The organism is Cellulomonas sp. NPDC055163 (assembly GCF_053607065.1).
Map to the genome: position 1 here is coordinate 42274 of NZ_JBSGSU010000013.1, position 20456 is coordinate 62729.

The window sequence follows — 20456 nt, forward strand, 5'->3', positions numbered from 1 at the left end:
TGGTCACCTCTTCCTCGAGCGGGGGTCGAGGGCCTCACGCAGCGCCTCGCCGAACAGGGTGAAGCCGAGGGCCGTGACCGCGATGCACGCGCCCGGCCACAGGGCGAGCCGCGGGGCCACCTCGAGCTCGTTCTGGGCGGCCGTGAGCATGCGTCCCCACTCGGCCGTGGTCGGTGCGCCGCCGCCGAGACCCAGGAAGGACAGCGCCGCCGCCTCGATGACGGCGGTCGCGAGCATGAGCGTCGCCTGCACGATCACGGGCGAGACGCTGTTGGGCAGCACGTGGTTCATCGTCACGGTGCGCCGGCTCAGGCCGAGCGAGCTCGCCGCGAGCACGTAGTCCTGCCCGCGCTGCGCAAGCATCGACCCGCGCAGCAGGCGCGCGAAGATCGGCACCTGGACGACGCCGATCGCGATGATGACGCTCGCGGACGTCTGGCCGATGATCGCCGCGATCGACACCGCGAGCAGCAGGCTCGGCACCGACAGCATGAGGTCGACCCCGCGCATCGTGACGGTGTCGACCCAGCCGCCGAACGCACCGGCCATGAGCCCGAGCAGGATGCCGCCGATCAGCCCGACGAGCGTCGACAGGACGCCGACGAGCAGCGAGGCCCGCGCGCCCCAGACGAGCTGGGAGAACAGGTCGGCGCCGTACCGGTCGAGCCCGAGCGGGTACGCGTCGGACGGCCCGGGGATGTAGGTCGGGCGCACCTCCGCGCGGCCCGGGAGCTCCCCGGGTCCGTAGTTCGCGATCAGCGGCGCGAAGATCGCGACGAGGACGAACGCGAGCACGATCGCCGCACCGACGATCGCCCCGGGGTTGCGCCGCAGCCGGCGGAGGGCGACGCGCCACAGGGACGCGCCGACGTCGGCCGGGTCGTCCGCGCCGGCGCGGGGGTCGCCCGCGGACGGGGCCGTGGTCAGGTCCGCCTCGGTCATCGGGTCCTCATCCTGGGGTCGATCACGCCGTAGGACACGTCCACGGCGAGGTTCGCGAGCGCGTACACGATCGCGATGATGAGCACGAAGCCCTGGAGCACGGCGTAGTCGAGGTTGAAGATCGCGTCGGCGAGGAAGCTGCCGATCCCGGGGAACGCGAACACGGTCTCCGTCAGCACCGCCCCGGAGAGCAGCAGGCCCACCTGGAGGCCGATCGTCGTCGACACCGGGAGCATCGCGTTGCGCAGGATGACGCGGCTGCGCAGGCGTGAGCGCCGCAGGCCCTTGGCGCGTGCCGTGCGGACGTAGTCGGCGTTCTGCACCTCGATCACCGAGGCACGCGTGATGCGCGCGATGATCGCGAGCGGGATGGACCCGAGCGCGACGGCCGGCAGCACGAGGTGGACGAACGCGTCCCAGCTCGCGTCCCACTCCCGCGTGAGCAGCCCGTCGAGCACGTAGAAGCCCGTCGGGTGCGTCGCGACCATCGAGGGGTCCTGCCGGCCCGCCGACGGGAACCAGCCGAGCTGCACGGCGAAGAGCCACTTGAGCAGGAAGGCGAGGAAGAAGACCGGGATCGTGACGCCGATCAGCGACGCCACGACGGTCGCGTGGTCGGTGAGCTTCCCCTGCCGGCGTGCCGCGACGTACCCGAGCGGGATGCCGACGCCGATCGCGATGACGAGCGCGAGGATCGTGAGCTCGACCGTCGCGGGGAACCGGTTGAGGAACTCCTCGAGCACGGGCCGGTTGGTCCGCGTCGACGTCCCGAAGTTGCCCGTCACGAGCTCGCCGACGTAGGTGAGGTACTGCTTCACGATCGGTTCGTTGAAGCCGTAGAGCTCGTTGATGCGCTCGACGGCCTCGGGGGTGGCGCGCTCCCCCAGGAGGGCCGTTGCCGGACCTCCCGGGAGAGCGCGGACCCACAGGAACAGCAGGACCGACAGTCCGAGCAGGGTGGGGACGAGGAGTGCGATCCTCTGCAGGACAAGTCGGATCATCGAGCCTGCACGCCCTCAGTCCTCGATCGTGATGACGTTGTAGACCTCGTCCTGGACCGGCGAGGCCGGGTACCCCTGGATCTCGGGCTTGAACGCCAGCGACGGGACCGGGTGCGCGAGCGGGACGCCCGGGAGCAGGTCCATGATCTGCGCGTTGACCTCCTCGTAGGCGGCCTTCTGCTCGTCGGCGCTCGGCTGGTACCGCGCGTCGGCGAGCGCCTGGAAGAGCTCCGGGTTGTCGAAGCCCCACTCGTTCGACTTCGCGCCGAAGAAGACGCCGACGAAGTTGTAGGTGTCGTTGTAGTCGCCGGTCCAGCCGAGCAGGTGGATGCCGTGGTCCGGCGTCCCCTGCATGCGGTCGAGGTAGTCGGGGCTCCAGGGCTCCGGGACCGGGTTGACCGTGATGCCGACGGCCGCGAGGTCCGCGCTGATCGCGGTGAAGACCTGCTCCGGCGTGGGCATGTACGGCCGCGACACGTTCGTCGGGTAGTTGAAGTCGATGGTGAGGTTCGACTTGCCGGCCTCGGCGAGCAGCGCCTTGGCCTTCGCCGGGTCGTACTCGTACGTCGCGACGTCCGGGTTCCAGCCCGAGACGCTCGGCGGCACGAAGTTCGTGGCGACCTCGGTGCCCTCGGGCAGCGTCTGGGCGACGAGCGACTCCTTGTTGATGGCGTAGGCGATCGCCTGGCGGACCTTGAGGTCGGCAAGGTCGGGGTTCGCCTGGTTCATCGCCAGGTACAGGATGTTGAAGGGGTCGCGGTTGACGATCTGGAAGCCGGCCTCCTTCAGCGCATCCACGTCGGCGGGGCCGACGAGGTCGTAGCCGTCGATGTCGCCCGCCTGCAGCGCCTGCCGGCGCGCGGTCGCGTCGGAGATCACGCTGAAGACGATGCGCTTGACCTGGCCCTGCTCGCCCCAGTAGTCCTCGTTCGAGGTGAGGACGACCTGCTCGCCCGGGCTCCAGGAGTCGAAGACGTACGGGCCGGTGCCGGTCGGGTGCGCGGTCGCGTACTCGGGCAGCACGGGCGCGTCGCCCTCACCGGTCACGCCGTCGGCGTCGTACTTCTCGAGCGCCGCGGGCGACTGCATCGAGAACGACGGCAGCGACAGCGCCGAGACGAGCTCGGGCAGCGGGCTCTTGAGGTGGATGACCGCGGTGGTCGCGTCGGGCGCCTCGCAGCTCTCGTACTTGCCGGTGCCGTTGAGGCTCGCGGTGTCGCTCGTCGCGAACCCGCCGTTCACCTTCTGCCAGTAGTACGACAGGCTCTCGGACTGCAGGACGCCCGTGAAGTTGTTCCACCGCTCGAAGTTGAAGCAGACGGCCTCACCGTCGAAGTCGGTGCCGTCGTGGAACTTCACGCCCTCCTTGAGCTGGAAGGTGTACTCGAGGCCGTCCTCGCTCGTCTCCCACGACTCGGCGAGCAGCGGGGCCGGGTCGGCCGTGCCCGGCTCGGTGCCCACGAGGCCCTCGAAGATCTGGCGCCCGACGCGGAACGACTCACCGTCGTTGGCGAAGGCCGGGTCGAGCGACGCGGGGTCGGCCGACGCTGCGAAGATGAAGGTGTCCCGCGCGCCGTCCGACGTCTCCTCGGCGGTACCGCCGCCGTCACGGTCACTCGCCGCACATCCGGTCAGGACGAGGCCCATGGCCACGCCTGACGCTGCGAACCTCAGGAAGGTCCTCACACGATCACCTCTCGTCGACGGTCCGCCAGGGCACACGTGCGCCTGGGCGGGAAGGCCCCGACCGTAGGTGCAGGTGGTCACGCGGATGTTACGCATCGGTATCCAACTTGGACCCACAGAAAGTACATCAGCCGAGCATGAACTCCACACAGCCCCCCGACCCGCTGGCCGACGCCGGGTACCGCGACGTCCCCGACGAGGCCGGAGGTCGGGCCGGGCGGACGTGGTGGGACGCGAACGCCACCGACTACCTCGCGGAGCACGGGGAGTTCCTCGGCACCGCCGACTTCCGCTGGTGCCCGGAAGGCCTCCGCGAGGCCGACGCCGGCCTGCTGGGCGACCTGACGGGAGCGCGCGTGCTCGAGATCGGGGCCGGCGCCGCGCAGTGCTCCCGGTGGCTCGCGGCCCGCGGGGTCGACGTCGTCGCGACCGACGTCGCGCACGGCATGCTCGCCGCGGGGGCGGCGTACGACCGGCCCGGGCACCCGGCGACGCCGCTCGTGCAGGCCGACGCGCGCGCGCTCCCGTTCGCCGACGCGAGCTTCGACGTCGCGTTCACGGCGTTCGGGGCCATCCCGTTCGTGCCGGACGCGGTGCGCGTGCACCAGGAGGTGGCCCGCGTGCTGCGGCCCGGAGGGCGCTGGGTCCTCTCGGTCACCCACCCCGTGCGCTGGGCGTTCCCCGACGACCCCTCCGAGCGCGGGCTGACCGCGTCGCGCTCCTACTTCGACCGACGGCCGTACGTCGAGACCGGCGAGTCGGGGTCGGTGCTGTACGCCGAGTACCACCGCACGCTCGGCGACCACGTCGCCGACCTCGTGGCCGCGGGCTTCACCGTCGAGCGGCTCGTGGAACCGGAGTGGCCGGAGGGTCACGACCGCACGTGGGGCGGCTGGGGCCCGGTGCGCGGCCGGGTGCTGCCCGGGACGGCGATCTTCGTCACGCACCGGCGGACCGGCCGCTGACCCACCGCCGGCACACCGAGATCGCGGTACGGGGACGTCCCCGTACCGCGACCTCGGAACGTGCTGCGCAGGACCGACGGCTCGGCGCCGGCCCGGTGCGCGCCTAGTGCACCGTCGCCTTCTCGGCGCCCGCCCCGGTGAGCGAGCGGACCTCCATCTCGGCGAACTTCTCGCGGTCCGGCCGCTCCTTGCTCAGCAGCGTGCCGAGGATCCCGAGCAGGAACCCGAGCGGGATCGAGACGATCCCCGGGTTGTCGAGCGGGAACCAGTGGAAGTCGATCGACGTGTCGCGGATCATCGACAGGCTCGCCCCCGTCACGGGGTCCACCTTGCCGGACACGACCGGCGAGAACGCGATGAGCACCACGCAGGAGATCAGACCCCCGTACATGCTCCACAGCGCCCCGGTGGTGTTGAACCGCTTCCAGAACAGCGAGTAGATGATCGTCGGCAGGTTCGCGCTGGCCGCGACCGCGAACGCGAGCGCGACGAGGAACGCGACGTTCTGCCCGTTGGCGAAGATGCCGCCGACGATCGCGAGGATGCCGATCACCACGACGGTGATCCGGGCGACCTTGACCTCGCCGTCCGGGTTCACCTCGCCGTGCTTGATGACGGACGCGTAGATGTCGTGCGCGAACGACGCCGCCGCCGTGATGGTCAGGCCGGCGACGACCGCGAGGATCGTCGCGAACGCGACCGCGGAGATGACGCCGAGCAGCACGACCCCGCCGAGCTCGAAGGCGAGCATCGGCGCCGCGGAGTTCACGCCGCCCGGGGCCGCCTTGATGGCCTCGGGTCCGACGAGGGCGCCCGCGCCGTACCCGAGCACGAGGGTGAACAGGTAGAAGATGCCGATGAGCCAGATCGCCCAGACGACCGAGCGCCGCGCCTCCTTGGCGGTCGGGACCGTGTAGAAGCGCATGAGGACGTGCGGCAGGCCCGCCGTGCCCAGCACGAGCGCGAGCGCGAGCGACAGGAAGTTGAGCTTGCTCATGCCCGTCGCGCCGTACTGCTTGCCCGGCTCGATGAGCGCCTCGCCGCCCTCGCCCGCCGTGTCGACCGCACCCTGGAGCAGCGCCGACAGGTCGAAGCCGAACTTCGCGAGGACCCAGATCGTCATGATCCCGGCGCCCGCGATGAGCAGGATCGCCTTGATGATCTGCACCCAGGTGGTGCCCTTCATGCCACCGACCAGGACGTACAGGATCATGAGCGCGCCGACCACGGCGATCACGAGCCCCTGGCCCGCGGTGCCCTCGATGCCCAGCAGGAGCGCGACGAGACCGCCCGCACCCGCCATCTGCGCGAGCAGGTAGAAGAACACGACCGCGAGGGTCGCGAGCGCCGCCGCCATCCGCACCGGGCGCTGCCGCAGCCGGAACGACAGGACGTCCGCCATCGTGAATCGGCCGGTGTTGCGCAGCAGCTCGGCGACGAGCAGCAGCGCGACGAGCCACGCGACCAGGAACCCGATCGAGTACAGGAACCCGTCGTACCCGTTGATCGCGATCGCCCCGCAGATGCCGAGGAAGCTCGCGGCCGAGAGGTAGTCGCCCGCGATCGCGGTGCCGTTCTGCGGGCCGGTGAACGACCGTCCCGCGGCGTAGTAGTCGGCGGCCGTGCTGTTGTTCTTCGACGCCCGGAACACGATCACGAGCGTCACGGCGACGAACGCCCCGAAGATCGCGATGTTGAGGACCGGGTCACCGATCTGCTCCGACTCGGCGGCGAGCACCGCGGAGCCCAGGACCGCGCTCATGCGATCTCCCCGTCCTCGATGTGGCGGCGCAGCCGCTCGGCGACGGCGTCCTGCCGCTTGTTGGCCCAGCTCGCGTAGATCATCGTGATCGCGAAGGTCGAGACGAACTGGCCGAGGCCGAAGAGCAGGCCGACCGTGATGTTGCCCGTGACCCGGATGCTCATGAAGTCGTGGGCGTACGCGGCCAGCAGCACGTACAGCAGGTACCAGGCGAGGAAGAACGCCGTCATCGGGAACACGAAGTTCCGGAAGCGCTGGCGCAGCTGCTGGAACTCCTGGGAGTTCTGCACGCGTTCGTAGTCGGTCTCGGAATGCTCTACCACGTCGGCCATACGTCCTCCGAGGGGGTTCGGGAGGTGGCCTCGTCGCCACCCGGCGACCACTGTGGCCTAGTTCACACCGGATTGCCAGAGATCTGGATACCGTTGTCGACGCCTCCCACCAGGCCGACGGCGCGCCGCCGCCCCGGCCGGGGAGGCGGCGCGCCGCGCGGTCAGCGGGCGTGCGCGGGTGTCAGTGACCCGCCTCGTGCCAGCTCGTCCCGACCCCGACCGAGACGTCGAGCGGCACCGACAGCTCGGCCGCCGAGCCCATCTGCGCGCGCACGAGGGACTCGACCTCCTCGCGCTCGCCCGGCGCCACCTCGAGCACGAGCTCGTCGTGCACCTGCAGGAGCAGCCGCGACCCGAGGCCGCGCGCCGTGAGCTCACGCTCGACCCCGAGCATCGCGACCTTGATGAGGTCCGCCGCGCTGCCCTGGATCGGGGCGTTGAGCGCCATGCGCTCGGCCATCTCGCGGCGCTGGCGGTTGTCGCTCGTGAGGTCCGGCAGGTAGCGCCGCCGGCCCATGATCGTCGCGGTGTACCCCGTCGCGCGGGCCACGTCGACGACGCCCGTCAGGTACTCGCGCACGCCGCCGAACCGCGAGAAGTAGTCCTCCATGAGCGTCGCGGCCTCGCCGACCTCGATGTTGAGCTGCTTCGACAGCCCGAACGACGAGAGCCCGTACGCGAGCCCGTAGCTCATCGCCTTGATCTTCGAGCGCATCGCGGCCGTCACCTCGTCGGTGGGCACCGAGAACACCCGCGAGCCCACGTAGGAGTGCAGGTCCTCGCCCGACCGGAACGCCTCGATGAGCCCCTCGTCGCCCGACAGGTGCGCCATGATGCGCATCTCGATCTGCGAGTAGTCCGCCGTGAGCAGCGTGTCGTAGCCCGGCCCCACGACGAACGCCCGCCGGATCTGGCGCCCGGCCTCGGTGCGGATCGGGATGTTCTGCAGGTTCGGGTCCGTCGAGGACAGGCGGCCGGTCGCCGCGATGGTCTGCTGGAACGTCGTGTGGATGCGCCCGTCGTCGGCGACCGAGCGGAGCAGGCCCTCGACGGTCTGGCGCAGGCGGATCGCGTCACGGTGCGCGAGCAGGTGCTCGAGGAACGGGTGCTGCGTGCGCTCGAACAGGTCCTGCAGCGCCGCGGCGTCCGTGGTGTAGCCGGTCTTGTTCTTCTTCGTCTTCGGCATCTGGAGCTGGTCGAAGAGCACCTCCTGGAGCTGCTTCGGGGAGCCCAGGTTCACCTCGCGGTCGATGACCGCGTACGCCTCGGCCGCCGCGTCCTTGACCGCGGCGTCGAACTCCGCCTCGAGACCGGACAGGTAGCCGGTGTCGGCGGCGATGCCGCGGCGCTCCATGCGCACGAGCACGTCCTCGAGGGGGAGCTCGAGCTCGGCGAGCAGCGCGGCCGCACCCCGGTCGCCCAGCTCGCCGTGCAGGACCTCGGCGAGCTCGACGACCGCCGCCGCCTGCCCCGCGGACCGCTGGTTCTCGTCGGAGCCGTCGAGCTCGAGGTCGAACGCGCCCTGCGTCCCGGAGTCCGGCGACCCGGCGGCCGACAGCTCGCGGTGCAGGTAGCGCACGACGAGCGACGGGAGGTCGTAGGCACGCTGGTCGGGGTGGCACAGGTACGCGGCGAGCTCCGTGTCGAACACGACGCCCGCGAGGTCGAGGCCGCGTCCGACGAGCGCGTGCCACGCGTTCTTCGCGGCGTGCACCGCCTTCGCCGCGTTCGGCTCCGCGAGCCACGCCGCGAGCGTCGCCTCGTCCGCCGGGTCCAGCGACGCGAGGTCGAGCGCGACGGCCGACGAGCCGGCGTCGGCGATCGCGACACCCCAGGCGTCCCCGCCCGACGGCCGGGCGCTCCCCCGCACGTCGAGCCCGAGCGTCCGGCCGGCGCGCTCCGCGAGCCACGCGGCCAGGCCGCCGGGCTCGAGCCGGTCGAGGGGCACCGCGTCGCCGGGCTCGACCGCCGGCGCGGCCTCGGGCAGCGACGCGAACAGGCGCTCGCGCAGCGCCGTGAACTGCAGCGAGTCGAACACCCGGTGCATCGCCTCGCGGTCCCACGGCTGCACCCCGAGGTCCTCGGGCTGCAGCGGGAGCTCCAGGTCCGTGAGCAGGTGGTTGAGCCGGCGGTTCACGATCACCTGGTCGAGGTGCGCGCGCAGGCTCTCCCCGGCCTTCCCGCCGATCTGGTCGACCGAGGCGATGATCCCCTCGAGCCCGCCGTACGCCGTGATCCACTTCGCGGCTGTCTTGGGGCCGACGCCGGGCACGCCCGGGAGGTTGTCGCTGGTCTCCCCCACGAGCGCCGCCAGGTCGGAGTACCGCTCGGGCCCGACGCCGTACTTCGCCAGGACCGCCTCGGGCGTCATGCGCGTGAGCTCGGACACACCGCGGATCGGGTAGAGCACCGTCACCGCGTCGTTGACGAGCTGGAACGAGTCGCGGTCCCCCGAGCAGAGCAGGACCTCGATGCCGGCCGCCCGGGCCTGCGTCGCGAGCGTCGCCAGCACGTCGTCGGCCTCGTAGTTCTCCTTCTCGATCACGGGGACCCGCATCGTCGCGAGGATCTCCTTGATCAGCGGCACCTGGCCCTGGAACGGCTGCGGCGTCTCGTCACGCGTGCCCTTGTACGCCGGGTACTGCTCGGTGCGGAACGTCGTGCGGCCCACGTCGAACGCGACGGCCAGGTGCGTCGGGGCCTCGTCCGCGAGGATCTTCGCGAGCATCGACGTGAAGCCGTAGACCGCGTTCGTGGTCTGGCCGCTCGTGGTCGAGAAGTTCTCCGCCGGCAGGGCGAAGAAGGCGCGGAACGCCATGGAGTGCCCGTCGATGAGCAGCAGGCGCGGGGCGCCGGGCGCGGGGACGAACGGGAGGGCGGTCGCGGCGGGGGCGCCGGCTGGCGATGCGTCGGTCACGGGTGCCAACCTATCGGGCATGACTGACGCCGGCCGCGAGCCGCAGCACCCCTCGGCCTACCCCGGGACCCTCATCGAGCGCATGGGCATCGTGATCCAGGAGGTCGGTCCGGACCGCGTCGTCGGCACGATGCCCGTCGACGGCAACACCCAGCCGCAGGGGCTCCTGCACGGCGGGGCGTCCGCGGTGCTCGCCGAGACGCTCGGGTCGGTCGCGGCGAACGCGCACGCGGGCGAGGGCCGGATCGCGGTCGGGATCGAGCTCAGCGCGACGCACCACCGCTCGGCACGCAGCGGGCTCGTGACGGGCACCGCGACCGCGGTGCACCTCGGGTCGACCCTCGCGACCTACGAGGTCGTCGTCGAGGACCCGGAGTCGCGGCGCGTCTGCACCGCGCGGCTGACCTGCATGCTCATCGCGGACCGCCGCGGCTGATCGGCGCCGGCCACCGGGGGCACGAACCGCACCTCGGCCGTCTCGGACCGTGCGGCGGCGCGGACCTGCCGGCGCCGCGCGATGAGGTCCTCGAGACCGCGCGCAGCCCCCCGGCGGACGACCGGGGCGCCCGCGGCGTCCCCCGCGAGCCGACGCTGCAACGAGCTCGTGCTCACCACCCGGTACGCCGCCGCGGGCGCGAAGCCCAGGCGGGCGAAGAACCGCAGCATGCCCCGCGCACCCGGCAGCGGCGCCGCGTACACCTCGCTCGCGCCGGCGTCCGCCGCGAGCTCGAGCGCTCCGGACAGCAGCGCGTGGCCCAGACCCCGGCGGCGCGCGTCGGGTGCCACGTAGAGCGCCTCGAGCGTCAGGCTCGCCTCGTCGGTGAACGGGCTCGGACCGACGAGGCGCCCGAGCAGCAGGCCGCTCGTGCGGCCGTCGAGCGTGCCCACCAGGACCTGCCCGCCCGGGGTCGCGAGCAGCGTGCCGATCTGCTGGCGCAGGCGCTCGCGGTCGTTGCTGCACAGCTGCGCGCCGACGGCCGACTCCGCACGCGCCACGAGGCACAGGTCCACGATCTCGGGGAGGTCGCCCGGCTCGGCGGGGCGGACCTGGACACCAGGGCGCACGGGCGTCGGCCTCCTCACGGTGCTGGCGGGGTCGCGGGTGGGGGTTCCGGCGACCAGGCGACGATGCCCCTCGATCATGGCAAAGCCCGCCGCGTCTGCCTAGGCCCGGTTGGACGCTCGACCGGATGACGTCTGCGCGAACGTCCGAAAGGTCACACCGGATGGGGAAAGATGGTCGAATGGCGCTCGCACCACCGCGCGTCGTGTCACATGGCGGACACAAACCCCACCTAAGGTCCTGCCCACTTGGAGGACCGCGCCACCCCGGCAACGTCGCCGGGAGAGAAGCACGCCCCACCCTGATGCCTGAACACCACGGATGGAGGTCCCAGGTGCGCCGAGTCGCGACCACGGGCCGTTCCCTGCACCGCGCGCGCCGCGACCTCGCGCTCGCGGCGCTCACCCTGCTCCTGACCACCACAGCAGTGCTCACGTCGTCGGGCGCGGCCACCGCCGCCACCGCGGCGCAGTGCGTCACCGACGCGTCGACCGCGTGCGTGGGCGGCACGATCCGCACCGCGGCGGGCGAACCGGCGGTGGGCGTGCAGCTCACCGTCGACGGCCCCGGCGGGACCGTCGAGGCGGAGACCGCGGCCGACGGCCGCTGGTCCGCTGCCGTGACCACCGCGGGCGACTACGTCGTCACCCTCGACGAGGAGACGCTCCCCGCGGGCGAGACCCTGCGGGACCCGGCCGCCAACCCGCGCACCGTCGCCGTGCGCCTGGGCTCGTCGGCCGGCGCGCTGTTCCCGCTCGGCGCCCCCGCGGCCGGCGGCGGCGCCGGCGCGACACCCGAGCCGGGCGCCAGCGCGGCACCGGGCACGAACGCCCCCTCGAGCGGCGCGTCGAGCGGCATCACCGCGCAGCGCGTGCTCCAGCAGACGGTCAGCGGACTCGTCTTCGGGCTGCTCCTCGCGCTCGCGTCGGTCGGCCTCTCGCTCATCTACGGCACGACGGGCCTGAGCAACTTCGCGCACGGGGAGCAGGTCACGCTCGGCGCGCTGCTCGCGTACTTCGGCGTGCAGGTCCTCGGCCAGCCGCTCGTGGTCGCCGGGATCTTCGCCGTCGTGGTCGGTGCCGCGTCCGGCTGGGCGCAGGACGCCGGGATCTGGCACAAGCTCCGCAAGCGCAGGCTCGGCTCGACGCAGCAGATGATCGTCACGATCGGCCTGTCGATGGTCCTGCAGTACGCGTTCCAGTACTTCGTCGGCGGCGGACCGCTGCGCATCGTCCGGGAGAACCCGATCCCCGTGCGGATCGGCCCGGTCCTGCTCAACCAGCAGTCGATCTACTCGGCGCTCATCGCGATCGTGGCGATCGGGGCCGTCGGGTACTTCCTGCTCGGGACCCGGACCGGGCGCGCGACGCGCGCCGTCTCGGACAACCCTGCGCTCGCGGCCGCGTCGGGCATCTCGGTCGAGCGCATCGTGCGCATCGTCTGGACGCTCAGCACCGGCCTCGCCGCCCTCGGTGGCGTGCTCCTCGGGCTCTACTTCAACGCGACCGCGTGGAACATGGGCGGCGCGATCCTGCTGCTGATGTTCGCGGCCGTGACGCTCGGCGGGCTCGGCACGGCGTTCGGCGCCCTCGTCGGCTCCATCGTCATCGGCCTGGTCGTCGAGCTCTCGACGCTCGTGATCCCGTCGGACATGCGGTACGCCGGGGCGCTCGTGATCCTCATCCTCGTCCTTCTCGTCCGGCCCCAGGGGATCCTGGGCCGGGCTGAGCGCATCGGCTGACGGAGGCCTCCCCCATGGACTGGACCAGAATCCTCACGAACGTGGCGGGCGAGATCATCGCCCCCACCACGGCCGCCTACGCGCTCGCCGCCATCGGCCTCAACGTGCACTTCGGCATGACCGGGCTGCTCAACTTCGGCCAGGCCGGCTTCATGCTCATCGGCGCGTACGGCTTCGCGATCGCCTCGATGGCGGGCTGGCCGGTGTGGGCGGCGCTGCTCGTCGCGATCGCGTGCGCCGTGGTGTTCGCGCTCATCCTCGGCATCCCCACCCTCAAGCTCCGCGGCGACTACCTCTCGATCGTGACGATCGCGGCGGCCGAGATCGTCCGCATCGTCGGGCGGTCGACCTCGCTCACGTGGCTCACCGGCGGCAACGCCGGCCTCGCGGGCGACGGCTTCAAGGGCCCGTTCCAGGACCTCTCGCCGCTGCCCGACGGGAACTTCGGCATCGGGCCCTGGGAGTACTCGAACAACCTGTCCAACAGCTGGTGGATCCGCATCGTCGGGTGGGCGCTCGTGGCGCTCGCGTGCCTGACGATCTGGCTGTGGATGCGCAGCCCGTGGGGCCGCGTGCTCAAGGGCATCCGCGAGGACGAGGACGCCGTGCGCTCGCTCGGCAAGAACGTCTACTCGTACAAGATGCAGGCGCTCATCCTCGGCGGGACGTTCGGTGCGGTCGCCGGCATCGTCTACGCCCTCCCACGAGCGGTCCAACCGGACTCCATGGGCCGACCGATGACGTTCTACATCTGGACGATCCTCCTCCTGGGCGGCGCCGCGACGGTGTTCGGCCCGGTCCTCGGGTCGATCCTGCTCTGGACCACCCTCATGCTCATCAAGACGGTGCTGCGTGACGTCGTCCCCACGACCGTCATGCGCTCGGAGCAGATCGAGATGCTCGGGTGGGTCCTCGTCGGGCTCACGCTCATGCTGCTCGTGATCTTCCGACCACAAGGCATCCTCGGAGACCGGAAGGAGCTGGCGATCGATGTCCGCTGAGACCCCCGTCCCCACGGCGCCCGCCACGAGCCGCAAGGCCCAGGTCGCGCGCGACCTCGTCGACGTCCCGCAAGCCCCGGGCGCGCCGAAGCCCGACGCGATCCTGGTCGCCGAGCACGTGACCCGGACGTTCGGCGGCATGACCGCCGTCGACGTCGACCACCTCGAGGTCCAGCGCGGCGCCATCACGGCGCTCATCGGGCCGAACGGCGCCGGCAAGACGACCCTGTTCAACCTGCTCACGGGCTTCGACCGGCCGAACACCGGCACGTGGAGCTTCGAGGGCCGCTCGCTCGGGCGGGTCCCCGCCGGGAAGGTCGCGCGGGCCGGGATGGTGCGCACCTTCCAGCTGACCAAGGCCCTGTCGCGCATGACCGTGATCGAGAACATGCGGCTCGGCGCGACGGACCAGCCCGGGGAGAACCTCCTCACCGCGCTCGTCCCCCCGCTGTGGCGCAGCCGCGAGGCCGAGATCACCGCGCAGGCGGAGGAGCTGCTCGCGCGCTTCAAGCTGCTCGAGAAGAAGGACGACTTCGCGGGCTCCCTGTCCGGTGGTCAGCGCAAGCTCCTCGAGATGGCGCGGGCGCTCATGACGAAGCCGACGATGGTCATGCTCGACGAGCCGATGGCCGGGGTCAACCCGGCGCTCACGCAGTCGCTGCTCGGCCACATCGAGACGCTGCGCGACGAGGGCACGACCGTCCTCTTCGTGGAGCACGACATGCACATGGTCCGGCACATCTCCGACTGGGTCGTCGTCATGGCGGAGGGACGCATCGTCGCCGAGGGCCCGCCCGAGACCGTCATGCACAACCAGGCCGTCGTCGACGCGTACCTGGGAGCCCACCACGACACCGACCTCGGCGACGACAGCCTGCTGACCGACGACGTCGCCGAGCAGCTCGAGGCCGAGGCCCTCGTCGAGAAGGAGCAGCGATGACCGCCCAGCCGAGCGCGACGAGCGACGACCTGCACCGCGGGGCGCCCGCGGGCGAGCCGCTGCTGGCCGCCACCGACCTCATCGCCGGGTACCTGCCGGGCGTCGACATCCTCAACGGGTGCAACCTCGTGTGCCACCCCGGGGAGCTCGTCGGCATCATCGGCCCCAACGGCGCCGGGAAGTCCACGCTGCTCAAGGCCCTCTTCGGTCTCGTCACGATCCGCTCCGGCAGCGTGACGCTCCAGGGCGAGGACATCACCAACCACCGCGCCGACTCCCTGGTGCGCCGCGGCGTCGGGTTCGTGCCGCAGAACAACAACGTGTTCCCCTCGCTGTCCATCGAGGAGAACCTGCAGATGGGCGTCTTCCAAGCGCCCAAGACGTTCAACGAGCGGTTCGACTTCATCGTCGACCTCTTCCCGACGCTCGGGGAGCGGCGCAAGCAGAGCGCCGGGTCGCTGTCCGGTGGTGAGCGCCAGATGGTCGCGATGGCACGCGCGCTCATGATGAACCCGTCGGTGCTGCTGCTCGACGAGCCGTCCGCGGGCCTGTCCCCCGTGCGGCAGGACGAGACGTTCCTGCGCACGCGGCGCATCAACAAGGCCGGCGTCTCGGTCGTGATCGTCGAGCAGAACGCCCGCCGCGCGCTGCAGATCTGCGACCGCGCGTACGTGCTCGACCAGGGCCGCAACGCCTACTCGGGCCCGGGTCGCCAGCTCATGAACGACCCCAAGGTCATCGAGCTGTACCTCGGGACGCTCGCGACGGACGTCGAGAGCGCCGCCGGTCACACCGCGGACGGCCCGGCCGTTCCGGTGGCCAAGCCGCTCGGCGGTGACCCGGTGCTCTGACGCCGGGCGCGGGGCACGACGAAGGGCCGGGGTCGACGACCCCGGCCCTTCGTGCTGCCCGGGTGGCTGTGCACGGGCCTCGACGTCGGACCTGCCGGGTGGCGCCGGTCCCGCGGCTCGCCGGGGTGGTGCAGTGGCACCCGGGACGGCACGCTCCGTTGGACGGCCGTGGCACGGGGCTCGACGGGCACGTCCGCCAGGGGCCTCCGTCGTGACGCCGGGTACGGGCGCGTCTCGCCGGGGCTGCCGTGGTGACCGCCAGGACGAGCACGCCCCGCCGGGCTGCCACAGTGACCCCCAGCACGAGCACGCGCCGCCGGGCTGCCGCAGTGACCCCCAGCACGAGCACGCGCCGCTGGGCCGGCGGATCCCGGGCGCCGTCGGCAGCGCTGCGAGCGGGACGCCGCAGGCGCGACGACGGCCCGGCGGGGGTGTCCCCCACCGGGCCGTCGTCGTGCTGTGCGGAGCTCCCGGTGACGCCCTCGCGGACGTCACCGGGGGGTCAGGTCAGAGCTCGCCGAACTCCGCCTTGATCCACGTGTACTTGTTGTCCTCGCCGTACTTGTAGATCCCGATGAACGCCGACGACGGGTCGTTGTCGTCGTTGAACGGGCCCGCACCGGAGACCGCCTTGTACGTGATCTCGTCGCCCGCCTCGAGCGCCTTGACGCCGTCGGCGAACGTGGAGACCTCGGTGCCGCCGTTCGCGCCGGAGACCGCCGCGAGGTTGGCCTGGATGGTCTTGCCGTCCGTGCCGCCGCCCTTGACCGCTGCGAGGGCCGACAGGATCGTCGCGTCGTAGGACTCCGCCGCGTACGAGAAGTCCTTGAGCTCGGGGTCGATCTCCTTGAGGCGGCCCTGGAACTCCTCGTCGGGGAACGCGCCGGGGAGCGTGCCCTGCGCACCGGTCAGCGTGCCCGGCTCGAGGTCAGCCGAGTAGTCCGACAGGTTGCCGTCGACGAAGTACAGCTTCGAGGTGTCGAAGCCCTGCGCCTTGAGCTCGGGGACGATGAGCTTGGTCTGCTCGAACGCGATCACCGCGAGGGCGTCCGGGTTCGTGGCGAGAGCGTTGCTCACGATCGTCGCGTAGTTCTGCTCGGTCGGGTCGAACTCCTCACCGGGGTTGCCGTAGGTGAGCGTGCCGCCCGCGTCCTCGACCGTCGACTTGAGGACGTCGCGCAGCGACGTGCCGTAGTCCTCGTTGAAGACGAGGGCCGCGACGTTGGTGTAGCCGTCGCCGAGGATGAGGTTGCCGAGCGCCGCACCCTGGAGCAGGTCCGACGGCGCCGTGCGGAAGTAGAACGGGTCGCGGCCCGACAGGTCCGTGGCGGTGTTGGCCGGGGAGATCTGCACGACCTCCGCGTTCGTGATGTCGTCCACCACGTTGCGGGTGACCGACGACGACGCGGCGCCGATGATGACCTGCACGCCCTTGCCGAGGAGGTCCGTCACGGACTGCGTGGCGACCTCGGCGTGGTCGGCGTCGGAGGAGTCCGCGTGCTCGACGGTCACGTCGTTGCCCAGGACGCCGCCGGCCTCGTTGATCTCCTCGACGGCGAGGTTCACGCCGGCGATCTCGGGCGGGCCGAGGAACGCGAGCGAACCGGTCTGCGGGAGCAGGCTGCCGATCACGAGCGCGTCGGTGCTCCCGGCGGCGCTCGTCTCCGACGGCTCCTCCGAGGTTCCCGAGTCGGACGAGCAAGCGGTCAGAGCAAGGGCGAGCGCGCCGGCAACAGCAAAGGCGCGGAGCCCGGTCGATCGAGTCATACGAGGTACCCCTTCGGTCACGGTCCTCTCGGCACGAGTGCCGAGGGTCGAACTGTGCGGGAAAGGTACCCATCCTTTGTGTCCACGATGTGACTTGCACCGCCTCGGCTCATCTTGTTGCCGAGTTGTAACCAAGAGCGCACACATGGGAAGGGCCCGGAACCGGGTCGACCGGTCCGGGCCCTTCACCTGCTCGGCTCAGTCGCTGCCGCCGCCGACCTGCTCGATGACCGCGTCGGCGACCTCGCGCATCGTGAGGCGGCGGTCCATCGACGTCTTCTGGATCCAGCGGAACGACTCGGGCTCCGTGAGGCCCATCTTCGTCATGAGCAGGCCCTTCGCCCGGTCCACGCGCTTGCGGGTCTCGAACCGCTCGGCGAGGTCCGCGACCTCGGACTCGAGCGCCGTGATCTGCGCGTACCGCGAGATGGCGATCTCGACGGCCGGGAGCAGGTCCGCGGGCGAGAACGGCTTGACGACGTAGGCCATCGCACCGGCGTCGCGCGCCCGCTCGACGAGCTCGGTCTGGGAGAACGCGGTGAGCAGCACGACCGGCGCGAGGTGCGCCTTGCCGATCCGCTCCGCGGCGGAGATGCCGTCGAGCACGGGCATCTTGACGTCCATCACGACGACGTCCGGCTTGAGCTCCGTCGCGAGCTCGACCGCGCGCTCGCCGTCGCCCGCCTCGCCCACGACGTCGAAGCCCGCCTCGCGCAGCGTCTCGACGACGTCCATGCGGATCAGCGCCTCGTCCTCCGCGACGACCGCGCGGCGTGCCGGGCGCGCCGGCGCCTCGTCCTGCGGCTCGGGGGCCGGCGCCGGCTCCCCCGTGGCGGTCAGGTCGAGAGCGGTGGCCGACTCGTCGGTGGAAGGCATGCTCGGCTTCGCGTCCTTGGTGCTCACGGCGCACAGCCTAGTGCCGGAACCGCGGGTTCGGGCACGACAGGCGCACGTCGGCCCGGGCGGGTCGCGGTACCCTGCTGCGCGGCCCCGATAGCCCAATCGGCAGAGGCGTTCGGCTCAAACCCGATCCAGTGTGGGTTCGAATCCCACTCGGGGCACTGTGCTGGTGCAGGTCAGGCCCGGTGGACGACCTTCGGGCCCCCACGGCGGCCCACTTCCGCCCCACGGGTGCGAGGATCGCGGCCCACTGCAGCGGTGGCTACCGCTCCATCGGCGGAGAGCTCCGCGGCGACGGCGCCTCTTCCGGAGCACCAGGCGGAGCACCTCCGACCGGACCCGCCCCCGTGGCCTCCCCCTGGGGCGGGTCACCCCCTCAGCTCGGACAGCGCGTACGGGTGATGTGGCGTGCTTCGGACGATGCTGCGGCCGCACCCGCGGCGTCCGGTCCAGCCACCCGATCGGGCCGGGCGCCGCATGGGTCGCCGTCGCACGAAGACCGAGGCTCAGGGATGGATGAGGACCTTGCCCGAGCTGTCCGCGGCGGCGTGGCTGAAGGCGGTGGCGAGTGCGTCGAGCGGGTAGGTCAGGGAGATGATCTCCCGAACGGGCAGACCCCCAGAGGCGGCGATGCCGATGGCGGTGCGCACATCGTCCTCCGTGTAGGCCGCGCAGCCTTGGATCCGCAGCTCCCAGTCCTGCACGACCGGCAGGTTGACGGCACCGGTGCGTGGGGGCACACCCACGATGAGCAGCGTGCCGGCTCGGCGCAGGAGGCCGACCCCCTGGGCGAGGGAGCGTTCGTTGGCCACGCAGTCGAACACGACGTCCGCAGGGCCACCGAGGATGTCGGTCACCTGCGCGTCGACGTCGGGCGCGGAGGCGAGCGCACCGCCCGCGGCGCCGATGCGTACGGCGCGGTCGATCTTGGGCTGGTCCATGTCGGTGACGACGACCTCGGCCGCGCCCGCTCGCAGCGCTGCCACCACGCACAGGGCACCGATCGTGCCGGCGCCGAGGACGACGACGCGGGCGCCGGTGAGGTCGCCGGCGATCCGGGCGGCGTGGACCGGGGTGGCGAGGCACTCGACGAGGACGGCTGCCTCGTCGTCGACCCCGTCGGGGACGCGGAAGAGGTTGCGTTCGGGTGCCACGAAGTAGTCCGCCATCGCCCCAGACCGCTCCCGGGAAGGGTCGCACCCGATCCATGCCAGTGTCACGCACGCGTTGCTGCGCCCGGCGAGGCAGTTCGGGCAGGTCTGGCAGGCGACGTTGGGCTTGAGCAGGACGCGCTCCCCGGCGACCAGGTCCCGGACGCCTTCACCGGTGGCCACGACGGTGCCGGTGGCTTCGTGGCCCGGTACGTACGGCGCGGTCAGGAAAGGGTGGTGCCCGGCCAGCGCGTGGGTGTCGGAGCCGCAGATCCCGACGAGCGTGGTGTGCACGAGCACCTCACCCGGTCCGGGCGTCGGCACCGCGGTGGACTCGAACCGGATCCCGACGGTGGGCTCGGCGACCGCGCGTCGCATGGTCGTGAGGAGGGAGAGGGCGGTGGGGCTGGACTGGGTCACGGTCATGACGTGCTCCGCTCGTAGGTGTTCGACGTGCGCTGGGCGGGTGCCTCGGCGCGGTTGATCGAGTGAGAGATGCGTCGCAGCTCGGCAGCGCCGGGAAGGTCTGCGCCGGCTCGCGAGACGGTGACCTCGGCCGCCCGGCTGGCCCAGGTCACGGCGCTCTGGAGGCGCTCTGTCGGTGCGGCGTAGAGATCCGCTCGCCGATCGACGCCGAGAAGGTCAGCGGCCGCGAGGCCGTCGAGCAGACCTGCCATGAACGAGTCCCCGGCGCCGACCGTGTCGACCACGTGCGCGGGCCGGGCCGCGAGTCTGCGGACGCCGTCACGGGTCGCGGTGAGGCAGCCCTGCGCGCCCAGCGTGAGGACCACCAGCGCGGGGCCCAGGCCGAGCCACAGCGACGCGACGTCGTCGAGCGTGGACCCCGGATAGAGCCACTCGACGTCCTCAGAGCTGGCCTTGACGACGTCGCTGAGTCCCACGCACCGCTCGACCGCTTCCCGGGCGTCGCCGCGCGACCCGCACACATCGGTGCGGATGTTCGGGTCGAAGCTCACGGTGCTCGTGCGCCGCAGTGTGCGGACCGCCTGGGCGACGACCGCCGCGCCGGGCGCCACGCTCGTCGCGAGCGAGCCGGTGTGAAGGTGTCGCGGAGCTCCCCAGCTCGCCGACGTCGAACGCCTCGAGAGTCCACCGCACGTCGAAGGTGTAGGTGGCCGCGCCGAGGGGATCGAGCACCGCTCGGGCCACGGATGACTGGCCGGCACGCCGGTAGTCGCGGACCTGCACTCCGGCACCGGCCAGGTGTGCTGCGAGGGCGACCCCGTAGGCGTCGTCCCCGAGCTCGGTTGCGAAGGCGACGTCCGAGCCGAGCCGCGCCAGGCCGAGGGCCACGTTGGCCGGGCTCCCGCCGGGATGGCTGGTGGTCGCCCCGTCGTGGCGGACGACCACATCCATGAGGGCCTCGCCGATGGCGAGGATCGTCGCGGCGTCAGTGCGCTGCGCGGGGAGCGTCAT

At 71.8% G+C, this 20456-nt stretch carries 18 protein-coding genes and 1 tRNA gene; 7 read left to right on the plus strand and 12 right to left on the minus strand.

Annotated elements, in window-relative coordinates:
- Positions 1 to 3 precede the first annotated feature (3 nt).
- Genes ACWFNE_RS19625 through ACWFNE_RS19635 form a run of 3 tightly spaced genes read right to left on the minus strand, consistent with a single transcriptional unit; the run spans position 4 to position 3590 of the window.
- A complete protein-coding gene (locus ACWFNE_RS19625) occupies positions 4 to 942 on the minus strand; it encodes an ABC transporter permease (protein ID WP_452124103.1) in 939 nt (312 codons plus the stop codon).
- Positions 939 to 1943 carry an ABC transporter permease gene (locus ACWFNE_RS19630; protein WP_452124104.1) on the minus strand — a complete coding sequence of 335 codons (1005 nt, stop codon included), beginning with the start codon at positions 1941 to 1943 and terminating at the stop codon, positions 939 to 941. Before ACWFNE_RS19630 ends, ACWFNE_RS19625 begins: the two co-directional genes overlap by 4 nt.
- A 15-nt stretch (positions 1944 to 1958) precedes the next feature.
- Positions 1959 to 3590 carry an ABC transporter substrate-binding protein gene (locus ACWFNE_RS19635; RefSeq protein ID WP_452124141.1) on the minus strand — a complete coding sequence of 544 codons (1632 nt, stop codon included), beginning with the start codon at positions 3588 to 3590 and terminating at the stop codon, positions 1959 to 1961.
- Between the two features lie 176 nt (positions 3591 to 3766).
- Here ACWFNE_RS19635 and ACWFNE_RS19640 point away from each other — a divergent pair, with 176 nt between their 5' ends.
- A complete protein-coding gene (locus ACWFNE_RS19640) occupies positions 3767 to 4594 on the plus strand; it encodes a class I SAM-dependent methyltransferase (protein ID WP_452124105.1) in 828 nt (275 codons plus the stop codon).
- Between the two features lie 103 nt (positions 4595 to 4697).
- Here ACWFNE_RS19640 and ACWFNE_RS19645 read toward each other — a convergent pair whose 3' ends face one another.
- From ACWFNE_RS19645 to polA, 3 genes are all read right to left on the minus strand, one after another.
- The gene (locus tag ACWFNE_RS19645) at positions 4698 to 6356 is read right to left on the minus strand and encodes a solute symporter family protein (protein ID WP_452124106.1); all 1659 of its coding nucleotides are present in this window, start codon (positions 6354 to 6356) and stop codon (positions 4698 to 4700) included.
- Positions 6353 to 6688: a DUF485 domain-containing protein gene (locus ACWFNE_RS19650; protein ID WP_452124107.1), complete on the minus strand. Its 336-nt coding sequence runs from the start codon at positions 6686 to 6688 to the stop codon at positions 6353 to 6355. Before ACWFNE_RS19650 ends, ACWFNE_RS19645 begins: the two co-directional genes overlap by 4 nt.
- Positions 6689 to 6869: 181 nt before the next feature.
- Positions 6870 to 9626 (minus strand): DNA polymerase I, encoded by a 2757-nt coding sequence (polA, locus tag ACWFNE_RS19655; RefSeq protein WP_452124108.1) that lies wholly within the window; start codon positions 9624 to 9626, stop codon positions 6870 to 6872.
- On the opposite strand from polA, the gene ACWFNE_RS19660 reads away from it, so the two are divergent.
- Positions 9625 to 10041, plus strand: a complete 417-nt coding sequence (locus ACWFNE_RS19660) for a PaaI family thioesterase (protein ID WP_452124109.1) — start codon at positions 9625 to 9627, stop codon at positions 10039 to 10041. The genes polA and ACWFNE_RS19660 overlap by 2 nt on opposite strands.
- Here the strand turns inward: ACWFNE_RS19660 and ACWFNE_RS19665 are convergent.
- A complete protein-coding gene (locus ACWFNE_RS19665) occupies positions 9954 to 10670 on the minus strand; it encodes an N-acetyltransferase family protein (RefSeq protein ID WP_452124110.1) in 717 nt (238 codons plus the stop codon). The genes ACWFNE_RS19660 and ACWFNE_RS19665 overlap by 88 nt on opposite strands.
- A 332-nt stretch (positions 10671 to 11002) precedes the next feature.
- On the opposite strand from ACWFNE_RS19665, the gene ACWFNE_RS19670 reads away from it, so the two are divergent.
- Genes ACWFNE_RS19670 through ACWFNE_RS19685 form a run of 4 tightly spaced genes read left to right on the plus strand, consistent with a single transcriptional unit; the run spans position 11003 to position 15201 of the window.
- A complete protein-coding gene (locus tag ACWFNE_RS19670) occupies positions 11003 to 12409 on the plus strand; it encodes a branched-chain amino acid ABC transporter permease (RefSeq protein ID WP_452124111.1) in 1407 nt (468 codons plus the stop codon).
- A 14-nt stretch (positions 12410 to 12423) separates the two neighbouring features.
- Entirely contained in the window at positions 12424 to 13410 is a 987-nt protein-coding gene (locus ACWFNE_RS19675) for a branched-chain amino acid ABC transporter permease (protein WP_452124112.1), read from the plus strand.
- On the plus strand, positions 13400 to 14350 hold the full coding sequence (locus ACWFNE_RS19680) for an ABC transporter ATP-binding protein (RefSeq protein WP_452124113.1): 951 nt from the start codon (positions 13400 to 13402) through the stop codon (positions 14348 to 14350). Before ACWFNE_RS19675 ends, ACWFNE_RS19680 begins: the two co-directional genes overlap by 11 nt.
- Positions 14347 to 15201, plus strand: a complete 855-nt coding sequence (locus tag ACWFNE_RS19685; protein WP_452124114.1) for an ABC transporter ATP-binding protein — start codon at positions 14347 to 14349, stop codon at positions 15199 to 15201. Before ACWFNE_RS19680 ends, ACWFNE_RS19685 begins: the two co-directional genes overlap by 4 nt.
- Positions 15202 to 15708: 507 nt before the next feature.
- On the opposite strand, the gene ACWFNE_RS19690 is transcribed toward ACWFNE_RS19685, so the two are convergent.
- Together ACWFNE_RS19690 and ACWFNE_RS19695 are read right to left on the minus strand one after the other, a co-directional pair.
- Positions 15709 to 16968 (minus strand): ABC transporter substrate-binding protein, encoded by a 1260-nt coding sequence (locus tag ACWFNE_RS19690; protein ID WP_452124115.1) that lies wholly within the window; start codon positions 16966 to 16968, stop codon positions 15709 to 15711.
- A 198-nt stretch (positions 16969 to 17166) separates the two neighbouring features.
- Positions 17167 to 17844 (minus strand): ANTAR domain-containing response regulator, encoded by a 678-nt coding sequence (locus tag ACWFNE_RS19695; protein ID WP_452124142.1) that lies wholly within the window; start codon positions 17842 to 17844, stop codon positions 17167 to 17169.
- Positions 17845 to 17955: 111 nt separating this feature from the next.
- Here ACWFNE_RS19695 and ACWFNE_RS19700 point away from each other — a divergent pair.
- Positions 17956 to 18029 (plus strand) — tRNA-Leu (locus ACWFNE_RS19700).
- A gap of 345 nt (positions 18030 to 18374) precedes the next feature.
- Here the strand turns inward: ACWFNE_RS19700 and ACWFNE_RS19705 are convergent.
- From ACWFNE_RS19705 to ACWFNE_RS19715, 3 genes are read right to left on the minus strand one after another with little or no spacing between them, the layout of a single operon-like run.
- Entirely contained in the window at positions 18375 to 19445 is a 1071-nt protein-coding gene (locus ACWFNE_RS19705; RefSeq protein ID WP_452124116.1) for a zinc-dependent alcohol dehydrogenase, read from the minus strand.
- Positions 19442 to 19996 (minus strand): PfkB family carbohydrate kinase, encoded by a 555-nt coding sequence (locus tag ACWFNE_RS19710; protein WP_452124117.1) that lies wholly within the window; start codon positions 19994 to 19996, stop codon positions 19442 to 19444. Before ACWFNE_RS19710 ends, ACWFNE_RS19705 begins: the two co-directional genes overlap by 4 nt.
- On the minus strand, positions 19887 to 20456 hold the full coding sequence (locus tag ACWFNE_RS19715) for a PfkB family carbohydrate kinase (protein ID WP_452124118.1): 570 nt from the start codon (positions 20454 to 20456) through the stop codon (positions 19887 to 19889). The genes ACWFNE_RS19710 and ACWFNE_RS19715 overlap by 110 nt, the downstream gene beginning before the upstream one ends.

Coding starts and splice junctions, on each gene's coding strand:
- ACWFNE_RS19640 (WP_452124105.1), top strand. CDS start 3,767: ATGAACTCCACACAGCCCCCCGACCCGCTGGCCGACGCCGGGTACCGC.
- ACWFNE_RS19695 (WP_452124142.1), bottom strand. CDS start 17,844: ATGCCTTCCACCGACGAGTCGGCCACCGCTCTCGACCTGACCGCCACG.
- ACWFNE_RS19630 (WP_452124104.1), bottom strand. CDS start 1,943: ATGATCCGACTTGTCCTGCAGAGGATCGCACTCCTCGTCCCCACCCTG.
- ACWFNE_RS19680 (WP_452124113.1), top strand. CDS start 13,400: ATGTCCGCTGAGACCCCCGTCCCCACGGCGCCCGCCACGAGCCGCAAG.
- ACWFNE_RS19660 (WP_452124109.1), top strand. CDS start 9,625: ATGACTGACGCCGGCCGCGAGCCGCAGCACCCCTCGGCCTACCCCGGG.
- ACWFNE_RS19705 (WP_452124116.1), bottom strand. CDS start 19,445: ATGACCGTGACCCAGTCCAGCCCCACCGCCCTCTCCCTCCTCACGACC.
- polA (WP_452124108.1), bottom strand. CDS start 9,626: ATGCCCGATAGGTTGGCACCCGTGACCGACGCATCGCCAGCCGGCGCC.
- ACWFNE_RS19645 (WP_452124106.1), bottom strand. CDS start 6,356: ATGAGCGCGGTCCTGGGCTCCGCGGTGCTCGCCGCCGAGTCGGAGCAG.
- ACWFNE_RS19635 (WP_452124141.1), bottom strand. CDS start 3,590: ATGGGCCTCGTCCTGACCGGATGTGCGGCGAGTGACCGTGACGGCGGC.
- ACWFNE_RS19685 (WP_452124114.1), top strand. CDS start 14,347: ATGACCGCCCAGCCGAGCGCGACGAGCGACGACCTGCACCGCGGGGCG.
- ACWFNE_RS19715 (WP_452124118.1), bottom strand. CDS start 20,456: ATGACGCTCCCCGCGCAGCGCACTGACGCCGCGACGATCCTCGCCATC.
- ACWFNE_RS19650 (WP_452124107.1), bottom strand. CDS start 6,688: ATGGCCGACGTGGTAGAGCATTCCGAGACCGACTACGAACGCGTGCAG.
- ACWFNE_RS19675 (WP_452124112.1), top strand. CDS start 12,424: ATGGACTGGACCAGAATCCTCACGAACGTGGCGGGCGAGATCATCGCC.
- ACWFNE_RS19690 (WP_452124115.1), bottom strand. CDS start 16,968: ATGACTCGATCGACCGGGCTCCGCGCCTTTGCTGTTGCCGGCGCGCTC.
- ACWFNE_RS19625 (WP_452124103.1), bottom strand. CDS start 942: ATGACCGAGGCGGACCTGACCACGGCCCCGTCCGCGGGCGACCCCCGC.